The 10,040-nt window shown below is 69.4% G+C and carries 8 protein-coding genes and 1 riboswitch; of the genes, 6 read left to right on the forward strand and 2 right to left on the reverse strand.

What is annotated here, in order from left to right:
- Nucleotides 1–12: 12 nt before the first annotated feature.
- A riboswitch (SAM riboswitch) is annotated at nucleotides 13–128 on the reverse strand.
- A gap of 63 nt (nucleotides 129–191) precedes the next feature.
- Nucleotides 192–626 carry a hypothetical protein gene (locus tag ACFV4K_RS13475; RefSeq protein WP_379274712.1) on the reverse strand — a complete coding sequence of 145 codons (435 nt, stop codon included), beginning with the start codon at nucleotides 624–626 and terminating at the stop codon, nucleotides 192–194.
- Nucleotides 627–848: 222 nt separating this feature from the next.
- Between ACFV4K_RS13475 and ACFV4K_RS13480 the strand changes: the two genes are divergently transcribed.
- From ACFV4K_RS13480 to ACFV4K_RS13490, 3 genes are all read left to right on the forward strand, one after another.
- The gene (locus tag ACFV4K_RS13480; RefSeq protein ID WP_379274713.1) at nucleotides 849–2,240 is read left to right on the forward strand and encodes an FAD-dependent oxidoreductase; all 1,392 of its coding nucleotides are present in this window, start codon (nucleotides 849–851) and stop codon (nucleotides 2,238–2,240) included.
- 91 nt (nucleotides 2,241–2,331) lie between these two features.
- Nucleotides 2,332–3,198: an amidohydrolase family protein gene (locus ACFV4K_RS13485; RefSeq protein WP_357284816.1), complete on the forward strand. Its 867-nt coding sequence runs from the start codon at nucleotides 2,332–2,334 to the stop codon at nucleotides 3,196–3,198.
- Between the two features lie 100 nt (nucleotides 3,199–3,298).
- Nucleotides 3,299–4,396 (forward strand): CaiB/BaiF CoA transferase family protein, encoded by a 1,098-nt coding sequence (locus tag ACFV4K_RS13490; protein ID WP_379274715.1) that lies wholly within the window; start codon nucleotides 3,299–3,301, stop codon nucleotides 4,394–4,396.
- 84 nt (nucleotides 4,397–4,480) lie between these two features.
- Here ACFV4K_RS13490 and ACFV4K_RS13495 read toward each other — a convergent pair whose 3' ends face one another.
- On the reverse strand, nucleotides 4,481–5,017 hold the full coding sequence (locus ACFV4K_RS13495) for a YceI family protein (RefSeq protein WP_379274717.1): 537 nt from the start codon (nucleotides 5,015–5,017) through the stop codon (nucleotides 4,481–4,483).
- 102 nt (nucleotides 5,018–5,119) lie between these two features.
- Here ACFV4K_RS13495 and ACFV4K_RS13500 point away from each other — a divergent pair, with 102 nt between their 5' ends.
- The 3 genes from ACFV4K_RS13500 to ACFV4K_RS13510 all read left to right on the forward strand — a co-directional run bounded on the left by ACFV4K_RS13500 (nucleotide 5,120) and on the right by ACFV4K_RS13510 (nucleotide 9,960).
- Complete coding sequence (locus ACFV4K_RS13500; RefSeq protein WP_379274719.1) at nucleotides 5,120–5,941, forward strand: helix-turn-helix domain-containing protein; 822 nt, start codon at nucleotides 5,120–5,122, stop codon at nucleotides 5,939–5,941.
- 64 nt (nucleotides 5,942–6,005) lie between these two features.
- A complete protein-coding gene (locus ACFV4K_RS13505) occupies nucleotides 6,006–8,618 on the forward strand; it encodes a LuxR C-terminal-related transcriptional regulator (protein ID WP_379274720.1) in 2,613 nt (870 codons plus the stop codon).
- A 346-nt stretch (nucleotides 8,619–8,964) separates the two neighbouring features.
- Nucleotides 8,965–9,960, forward strand: a complete 996-nt coding sequence (locus ACFV4K_RS13510; RefSeq protein ID WP_379274722.1) for a hypothetical protein — start codon at nucleotides 8,965–8,967, stop codon at nucleotides 9,958–9,960.
- Nucleotides 9,961–10,040 lie beyond the last annotated feature (80 nt).

The raw sequence follows: 10,040 nt of genomic DNA on the forward strand, positions 1-10,040 counted from the left end.
GTACCTCCTGAGAATCCGCACTTGCCGCACCGCTGTCCGATGCGAGGCCAGGTCGTCACCCGGAGCACCCCACCGCGGAGGAGGGTTGCCGACCAGCCAGCCGGGGCTTGGCGCTGGTACTCATGACCTGGGATTGAGATTGCCGAAGAACCGTCCCCACTGTCAAACCCCAGTGAGGTATTCGGCCGTTGTCACGAATTGCAGACCAACCAGCGGGAATTCTCCTTGGCGAAGTGCCACGTCGACGTCGACGGCGCCCCGGCGACGGTGAACGTGACCTGCGCGGTGGCCTGGTCGCCCGTGACGGACGCGTCGGTCAGCTTGTCGAAGGCGATCGAGCCGCCGGTCGCGGTGGCCGCCTTCAGCGGCGAGGCGTTCTCGTCGAATCCCTTGCAGGACAGCATCGGGTCGTACTTCCCGGAGTCGTTGCGGGCCATCACGAACTTGGTCGCCGCCAGCGAGAGCCGATCGGAATCTGTGACATTCTTCTCAACCGGCGACACGACCGACGCGATCACGATTCCCATGATCACCACCGCGATGATTCCCGCCGCCACCAGGAACGGCCACATGCTGCGGGTCTCGTTCTGGTCGATCCGGATCGGGGTCTCCTCGGCGTCGCTCATGGGTAGATCATGCCTGGTCCCCTTGTGCGGGCCGCCGCGTGCCATCGATAGAATCAGCAGAATTTCCCGCCCCAGCGCGGGAATAGCAAGACTACGCAGCAACGCTGCAGCGTCGGGGGCCAACGGAGGCCGCCGAGGCCAGAGCGTCAACTTAGCCTAAGCTAAGAGCGACGGCTGAGTTTTGACGGCAAGTTAGTTTCGACCCAAAGGGTGCGCGGAAGAATGACCGAACAGAGTGCAGCGACCCGCCCGCTACGCATTGCGATCGTGGGCGCAGGACCGGCCGGCATCTACGCCGCCGACGCGTTGATGAAGTCCGACGCGGACGTGAGCATCGATCTCTACGAGCGCATGCCCGCGCCCTTCGGCCTGATCCGCTACGGCGTGGCGCCGGACCACCCGCGCATCAAGGGCATCATCACCGCGCTGCACAAGGTGCTCGACAAGCCGCAGGTCCGCCTGCTCGGCAATATCGACTACGGCGTCGACATCACCCTCGAGGACCTGCAGCAGTTCTACGACGCGGTCATCTTCTCCACCGGCGCCAACGCCGACCGCGCGCTGGGCGTGCCGGGCATCGACCTGGACGGCTCCTACGGCGCCGCGGACTTCGTGTCCTGGTACGACGGCCACCCCGACGTCGCCCGCACCTGGCCGCTGGACGCGGAGAAGGTCGCCGTCCTCGGCGTCGGCAACGTCGCCCTCGACGTGGCGCGCGTGCTCGCCAAGACCGGCGACGAGCTGCTGCCGACCGAGATCCCGCCGAACGTCTACGAGGGCCTCAAGGCCAACAAGGCGCTCGAGGTGCACGTGTTCGGCCGCCGCGGTCCCGCGCAGGCCAAGTTCACCCCGCTCGAGCTGCGCGAGCTCGACCACTCGCCGACCATCGAGGTCATCGTCGACCCCGAGGACATCGACTACGACGAGGGCTCCGAGGCCGCGCGCCGGCACTCCAAGCAGGTCGACATGATCTGCAACACCCTCGAGCAGTGGGCCATCCGCGACGTCGGCGACCGCCCGCACAAGCTGTTCCTGCACTTCTTCGAGAACCCCTCGGAGATCCTCGGCGAGGACGGCAAGGTCGTGGGCCTGCGCACCGAGCGCACCCAGCTCGACGGCACCGGAAACTGCAAGGGCACCGGCGAATTCAAGGACTGGGACATCCAGGCCGTGTACCGCGCGGTGGGCTACCTCTCGCAGAACATCCCGGCCCTGCCCTTCGACGACCAGGCCGGCACCGTGCCCAACGAGGCCGGTCGCGTGATCATCGACGAGGACGCCGACGGCGCGGCTCGCTACATGCCCGCTACCTACGTCACCGGCTGGATCAAGCGCGGCCCGGTCGGCCTCATCGGCCACACCAAGGGCGACGCCAACGAGACCATCGCCTGCCTGCTCGACGACGCCGCCAACTTCGCCCCGGCCGCCAAGCCGGAGCTCGAGGCCGTCACCGAGTTCCTCGAGGGCAAGGGCATCCCGTTCACCACCTGGGCCGGCTGGTACCGCCTGGACGCGCACGAGCGCGCCCTCGGCGAGCCGCAGGGCCGCGAGCGGGTCAAGGTCGTCGAGCGCGACGAGATGCTGGCCGCCTCCGAGCCCGACAAGGCCTCCTGAGCGGTTATCGACCCGACGTCCTGACCAGCGTGAATCCGCCTGCCGGACAAGGTTGTCCACACTTGTCACCGTTCTGAGGCATGCTGATCACGTGTTCGACGCCCATCTCCACATCTTCGATCCGCGGTTCCCGCTGGTCGAGAACGAGGGCTACCTGCCCGACCCGTACACCATCGCCGACTATCGCAAGCGCATGTCCCGCTTCGATATCGACGGTGGCGCGGTGGTCAGCGGGTCCTTCCAGGGCACCGATCAGAGCTATCTGCTGGCCGCCCTCGCCGAACTCGGCGAGGGCTGGGTCGGCGTCACCAACCTGCACGTCGACGCGAGCGACGCCGAGATCCTCGCGCTGAGCAAGGCCGGGGTGCGGGCCATCCGGTTCAACCTCAAGCGGGCGGGCGGCGACATCGTCGGGCTCACCATGCTGGCCCTGCGCGCCTACGAACTGGCCGGGTGGCACGTCGAGCTCTACATCGACGGGTCCATGCTGGGCTCGCTGGAACCGGTCATCACCAAGCTGCCCAAGCTGTCCATCGACCACCTGGGCATGTCCGACGACTGCCTGCCGTACCTGCTCAACCTGGTCGATCGGGGAGCCAAGGTGAAGGCCTCCGGCTTCGGGCGGGTGGCCATGAATGTCGGCTCGGCCCTGCGCAAGATCCACACGGTCAACCCCGAAGCCTTGATGTTCGGCACCGACCTGCCGGGCACCCGGGCCGGGCGGCCCTTCCGCGACGCCGACATCTCCCTGCTCGCCGACTCGGTGGGCTCGGATCTGCACAAGGTCCTGGAAGACAATGCCCGCGCCTTCTACGGGCTGCCCGCCAAGGTCCGCGACTTCGAGGACCCGGCCGCGAACCGCTCGACCGGGGAACCGCCGACGCTGCGGCTGCCGCGCTCGGAACTGCCCGCTCCCCAGCACCCGGCCACGCTCCCGCTGCCCCGCATCGATCGATAGGCCGCGCCCTCCGCGCTGCCGAACCTTCGCGTTATTGTCATAGCGTCAACACCGGCGGGTGAGCCGGTGCGCAGCATTCGACGACGAACCGAGGTAGGGCGTGAGCACTCCATCCACCGCCAAGCAGGGCCCGCTCGCGGGCATCCGGGTTGTTGAACTGGCCGGCATCGGCCCCGGTCCGCACGCGGCACTGCTGCTCGCCGACCTCGGCGCCGACGTGGTCCGGGTCCAGCGGCCCGGCATGCTGCCCGGCTTCATGGAACGCCCGCAGTGGCGCGGCCGCACCATCGTCGAGGCCAACCTCAAGGATCCGGCCGACATCGAGAAGGTGCTCGGCCTCATCGAGAAGGCCGACGTGCTGCTCGAGGGCTTCCGCCCCGGCGTGACCGAGCGCATGGGCCTGGGCCCCGACGCCGCGCTGGAGCGCAACCCGCGCCTGGTCTACGGCCGCATGACCGGCTGGGGCCAGTACGGCCCGATGGCCGACCGCGCGGGCCACGACATCAACTACATCTCCCTCACCGGTGTGCTGAACGCCATCGGCCGCAAGGGCGAGCGGCCGGTCCCGCCGCTGAACATGGTCGGCGACTTCGGCGGCGGTTCCATGTTCCTGGTCTTCGGCATCCTGGCCGCGCTGGTGGAACGCCAGAACTCCGGCAAGGGCCAGGTCATCGACGCCGCCATGATCGACGGCGCGCTCGCGCTCTCGCACATGATCTGGGGCATGAAGGGCGTCGGCCTGTGGTCGGACGAGCGCGGCACCAACCTGCTCGACACCGGCATGGCGTTCTACGACACCTACGAGACCTCCGACGGCAAGTACATGGCCGTCGGCTGCATCGAGCCGCAGTTCTACGCCGAACTGCTGCAGGGCCTGGAGATCTCGCCCGAGGGCCTGCCCAACCAGCTCGACCCCAACGGCCAGGACCAGCTGCGCAAGCTGTTCACCGAGAAGTTCAAGACCAAGACCCGCGACGAGTGGTGGGCGATCTTCGAACACACCGACGCCTGCACCACCCCGGTGCTGACCTTCACCGAGGCCGAGCAGAACCCGCACATCCAGGCCCGCACCGGCCTGGTCGAGATCGACGGCGTCGTGCAGCACGCCCCGGCCCCGCGCTTCTCGCGCACCCCGGCCGCGGTTCCGACGCCGCCGCCGAACGAGGGCACCCCGATCGAGAACGTCTGGGCCGACTGACCTTCCCGTAGACCGCCGAACGCCCCCTGTGGAATTCCACAGGGGGCGTTGACTTTTCCGATGCGGCGGAGTGTGGCTCGGGGATTACGGGGCGACCAGCTGGATGTCCAGCTCGATGGCGATCTTGTCGCTCAGCATGGCGTTCGGCATGCCCGGGGCGACGTCGAAATCGCTGCGCTTGATGGAGCCGGTGGCGTTGAAGCCCGCGTGCTCCTTGTTGTCCTGCGGGAAGACCTGCACGCCGCCCCACTCGACCGCTAGGGTGACCGGCTTGGTGATGCCGCCGATGGTGGCCTCACCGGTGACCTCGAACTCCTCCGAGAGGGCGATCGGCTCGGGGATGCGGAAGGTCAGGTGCGGGCGGTTGGCGACATCCAGGATGTCGGCGCTGCGGACGTGGCCGTCGCGCATCTCGTTGCCGGTGTCGAAGGAGTCGAAGTAGATGGTGGCCTCGATGGCGGCCTCACCGGCCTCGTTGACCACGAAGCCGGTCTCGAAGCGATTGAAGCGGCCGCGGACCTTGGAGATGCCCAGGTGCTTCACGGTGAAGTTGACCGAGGAGTGGGCGGCGTCCAGGGTCCAGGAGCCGGGGGCGAGGGTGGTCTGCTCGGAAGTCGTCATGGCACTTACCATAAGTGGACTCCGGTCCGCTTATCCACACCGTGGTTATCCGGGGACTGGCAGGGCTGGGATAACGGAACACGGACCAGGCAGTATGGAAGGGTGTCCCGTTCCGAATTCGCCGAGTTCCTGATCGCCCGACGCGCCCAGCTGCAGCCCGAGGACGTCGGCCTGCCCAGCGGCCGCCGCCGGCGCACACCCGGCCTGCGCCGCGAGGAGGTGGCCGCGCTCGCCGGCGTCAGCGCAGACTACCTGGCCCGGCTGGAACAAGGACGCGACACCAACCCCTCCACCGCCGTGCTCGCCGCACTCGCGGATGCCTTGCGGCTCAACGAAGTCGAGAAGCACCACTTCGGCAAGCTGGCCCTGAGCCTGGAACAGAAGACCCCCTGCCCGGCTGCCGGACAGGCCCGCGAAAAGGTCTCCGACACCATCCAGGCCGTCATCGACGCGCTGCAGCCCACACCCGCCTTCGTGCTCGGTCGCTGGCTGAACCTGCTGTCCTGGAACCCGTCCTTCCGCGACTTCGCCGAACCGCTCGGCATGTTCGACACCGAGGCGCACCACAACTTCGCGATCTACGTCTTCGACCATCCGGCCGCCCGAAAAACCTTCCTGAACTGGACCGACGTCGCCGATATGGCCACCTCGGCGCTGCGGGCCGCCGCCACCCGATTCCCCGACGACCCCTCGGTCGCCCGGACCATCGAGACCCTGAGCCGCAATCCCGAATTCGAGCGGCGCTGGCGTGAGCATCGGCTCACCGACTTCCGTTCCGTCGTGGTGCGCCTGCAGCACCCGCTGCGCGGCGAGGTGGAGGTCGAAGTGGAGACCCTGGATCCGGCCGCGGACCAGACGGTCATGATCTGGCTGGTCGACCGCCGACACGCCCGAACCCCTGGATTGCGGCTGGTCAACGAATAAAAACCGCAGCTCGCAGGCCCGCGTTCCGACCGCCGGGGCGGGCCCGGCGAACTACAGTTGATCCATGGCTCGGAATTGGCCGATGGTCGAACGGGAGAAGGAGCTCGAATCGATCAGGTCGGCGCTCACCGGCGGCGACTTCGTCGGTGTGGTGCTCACGGGTGACGCGGGGGTCGGGAAAACCACGCTGGCGCGGATGGCCACCGCCTCCGCGGGAAACGTTCGCTGGGTGGCCGGCACCGAATCCGCCCGCAGCATTCCGCTCGGGGTCTTCGCGCACATGGTGGGGGTGTACACCGCCCACGACCCGGTGACCTTCATGGCCGCCGCCCGCGAAGCGCTGCTCGCCGACGGGCACACCATCATCGGCGTCGACGACGCTCACCTGCTCGACCAGCTCTCCGCCACCCTGCTGCTGCAGCTGGCCATCGACAAGGCCGCCCACATCGTGGCCACCGTGCGCAGCGGGGTGCAGGTGCCCGACGCCATCACCTCGCTGTGGAAGGACGGGCACCTGCTGCGCATCGACCTCGCCCCCTTCACCCAGCGGCAGAGCGTCGAACTCGTGGAATCCATGCTGGGCGGGCAGCTCGAGGGCTTCACCGCCAACCTGATGTGGGAATCCTCCGGCGGCAACGCGCTTTTCCTGCGCCACCTCGTCGACGGCGCGCTCGAGGCGGGCACGCTGCGGCAGGTCAACGGGGTATGGCAGCTGCGCGGCCGGGCCGCAGTCACCTCGGAACTGGCCGCGCTGCTGGAGGATCGGGTGGAACAGCTGCCCGAATCGGTGCTGCGGGTGCTGGAACTGCTCACCTTCTGCGAGCCCATCGACCTCGACGTGTTATCCGAGATCGCGGGCGAGGAAGCCATCGAATCGGCCGAAACCCGCGGGCTCATCAGGATTGTCGAGAACGGGCACCAGCTGCTGGTGCGCTACAACCATCCGCTGTTCGGCGAGGTGATCCGGCGACGGCTGGGCATCGCGTCGGCGCGGCGGCTGCGCGGACGGCTGTACTCCTCGCTCAAGGACCGGCCCGTCAACTCCGCCTCCGAACGCATCCGGCTCGCCGAATTGGCCCTGGACAGCGACAAATCCGCCGACCTGGAACTGTTCCTGGCCGCGGCCGCCGACGCCATCAGCCTGGCGAATCTGCCACTGGGAGAACGGTTCGCGCGCGCCGCCGTGGAACGACAGGGTGGCGTCGAAGCCGCCGATCTGCTCGCCCGCGCCCTGCTCTGGCAGGGGCATCGCATCGAGGCCGAACGCACCCTCGCCGGATTCGACCCCGACCAGCTCACCGAGGTCCAGCTGGCGCGCTGGGGCAGCACCCGGGTCTCGAACCTGCTGTGGTCCATGGGTGACGCCGACCGCGCCGACGCCGTGCTGGAATCGGTGCGCAGCCGGGTCAGCCAACCGAAAATCATTGCGGCACTGGACGGTCTGGCTTCCGCCTGCGCGGTCAACGAGAACCGGATCGAGGAGGCGTTCACCCTCGCCGAATCGGTCATGTCCACGCCCGAGGCGCCGCCGTGGGCGGTGTACTGGGCGGCGTTCGGCGGCGGACTCGCGCTGGCGCTCATGGGGCGCGGCGAGGCGGCCCGCCAATTCGCCGCCCGCGGGCACGCCGTGGAACCGCACATCGACGGCTTGAACCGGTTCATGTTCACGCACGCGGAAGTCCTGGCGCTCACCTTCACCGGCGAACTCGAAGCCGCGCGGCGGTGCGCCAACCGGCCGTACCCGTTCTCGTCCGCCGGGCAATACCTGGCCTGGGGAATGGCCAAGATCCTGCAGGGCACCGTCGATGTGGCGCAGGGCAAGTTCCCGCAGGGCATCGACAATCTCGAGCAGGCGCTCGCGGCGCTCACCACCGAGGGCGCGGCGGCCTGGATGTTCCCTGCCCAGCTGCGCCTCGCGGAGGCCTATTCGGCACTGGGGCGGTCCGCCGACGCCGCGGAAGCCATTGCGGCGGCGTCCTTCCGGGACGGACGGCACAGCGCTGTGTACGGGCCGCTGCTGGACTTGGCGCGTGCCATGCAGGCCGCCGCCGAAGGCACCGCGACACCCGCCGTCCGGCTCGCCATCGCCGCCGCCGACCTGGCCGCACGATCGCAGCAGCACGCTGTCGAAGCGATGGCGCTGCACACCGCCGCCCGCTTCGGCGATCCCACGGTGGCGGGACGGCTCGCCGACCTGGCGGCCCGCATCGACGGGCGGCTGGTCCAGGTGCAGGCCCGGCACGCGGTCGCGGTCGCCGCCCATGACGGGCCCGGATTGGATACCGCCGCAGCGGAATTCGAGTCCATCGGGGCGATGCTGTCGGCCGCCGACGCCGCCGCGCAGGCCGCGTCCGCGCACGAGCGGGCCGGGGATCGCCGCCGCCTGCTGGAATCCGCGGCCACCGCCAACCGGCTGGCCGCCGCCTGCGGCGGGGCCTCCACCCCGGCGCTGCGGCAGTCCGCACAGCCGTTGCCGCTCACCGCGCGGGAACGGGAGATCGCGAATCTGGTCGCGGCCGGACTGTCGAACCGGCAGATCGCGGATCGGCTGACCGTCTCGGTGCGCACGGTCGAGGGGCATCTGTACCGGGCGTGCATCAAGCTCGATGTCACCGATCGCGAGGCGCTGGCGGATCTCATGCGGGGCGGGACATCTTCTGGCAACACCGTGAAATGACCCGGCGCCGGGTCAATCACACCACCCCTACCAGCAAAATGTGCGATATCTCTCGCCACCCACGGTCGTATCACCGGGCCGACAATTGAGACTGGAGCCAGCAGCTCCCTACCGGTTGCCCTTCCGCGCAACGTGAACCCAGTGGGGTCACAGCCTGCGGGTCAGAAAACTTCGCACCCCCGATCCGGCGCTGTGACGTGCGTAAACGCGTTCACACCGGACCGGTGGCAACGCTCGTGTCAGGGGCGGTCGCGAATCACCGGCGTCGATGGGCGGTCCGCCGGACCGGTGAAACGAAATATGTTCGGAAGGTTGGTGTTTCGGCGTGCGTGGTCGAATTCGTGAAATGAACGGCAGTGTCGCCCGGCGCACGCTCGCGGTCGGGGCCATTCCGTTGGCACTGGCCGTGGCCTGCTCCAACAGCGAACCGGCCAAGGTCGCCGACGGCACCGCCACCCAGGCGGCTGTTCCCCTGACGGGGAGCATCGCTCCGGGCGGCAACAGCTCCCCGAACCATGCCGCGCAGCCCGGGGCCCCCGGCCCGAACCCCTGGGGCATCGAGGTCCCCGGCCCCGACCTCCTCCCCTCGCCCCGCACCGCCGCCGCCCAGCCGGGCGTCGCGGTCCCCACCGGCGACCAGGACCATCCCATTCGCGTCACCACGGTGCAGCCCGGCGTAACCGTCCCCGCCCGACCCCCGTCGCCGCAGCCGCAGCTCGCCGACTACCCGGTCCCCGCCAACTTCCGCCCCATCCCCAACACCCGAGACGCGGCCCCGGCCCTGGATGTGCAAACCCTGCACGCCCCCACCGTGGTCACCCCGGTCCTCCCCATCGCCCCGCCCCCGCGCACCGTCCGCATCGGCGACTTCATCACCCCGGCCCCGGACGAGCTCCCCGACAACATCCTCAATGGCGTGAACGGCGTCGCCGCCGACGCCGAAGCGGGCCTCGCCACCGGCCTCAACTCCATCGGCGTCAACCCGACCCGCTCCGACAAGATCGCCGCGGGCGCCCTCGGCGGAGCTGCCATCGGCGCGGGCCTCGGCGCGGTGGGCGCGGGCGTCCCCGCGGCTGTGGTCGGCGCGGCCGCGGGCGGACTGGCGGGCGCCGCCATCGGCACTGCCGTCGGAGCCGGGCTCGGAGCGACCTCGGTCGTGGTCATGCCGGGCCTCGCGGCGATCGACGTTCCCGGCGGGATGATCGGCGGAGCTCTCATCGGTGGCGGCGTCGGCGCGGCTGCCGGTGCGGCGGCCGCAGGCATCCCGGCCGCCTTGGCCGGCGGGGCTGCGGCCGGAGCCGCGGGCGCTGCTGTCGGCGGCTTCCTGGGTGGCGCACTGTAGGTCCGAGGACCACGCCGCCACCAATTCCCGCCCTGATCCACCCCGAACTCGACTGGAACCACGTCGTCAAAACTCGAACC

Source organism: Nocardia sp. NPDC059764 (assembly GCF_042732555.1).
Taxonomy (GTDB): Bacteria; Actinomycetota; Actinomycetes; order Mycobacteriales; family Mycobacteriaceae; genus Nocardia.

Bases quoted from the DNA above. Each gene is read 5' to 3' on its own strand.
- ACFV4K_RS13495 (WP_379274717.1), bottom strand. From the start codon at position 5,017: ATGACGACTTCCGAGCAGACCACCCTCGCCCCCGGCTCCTGGACCCTG.
- ACFV4K_RS13510 (WP_379274722.1), top strand. From the start codon at position 8,965: ATGAACGGCAGTGTCGCCCGGCGCACGCTCGCGGTCGGGGCCATTCCG.
- ACFV4K_RS13505 (WP_379274720.1), top strand. From the start codon at position 6,006: ATGGCTCGGAATTGGCCGATGGTCGAACGGGAGAAGGAGCTCGAATCG.
- ACFV4K_RS13480 (WP_379274713.1), top strand. From the start codon at position 849: ATGACCGAACAGAGTGCAGCGACCCGCCCGCTACGCATTGCGATCGTG.
- ACFV4K_RS13475 (WP_379274712.1), bottom strand. From the start codon at position 626: ATGAGCGACGCCGAGGAGACCCCGATCCGGATCGACCAGAACGAGACC.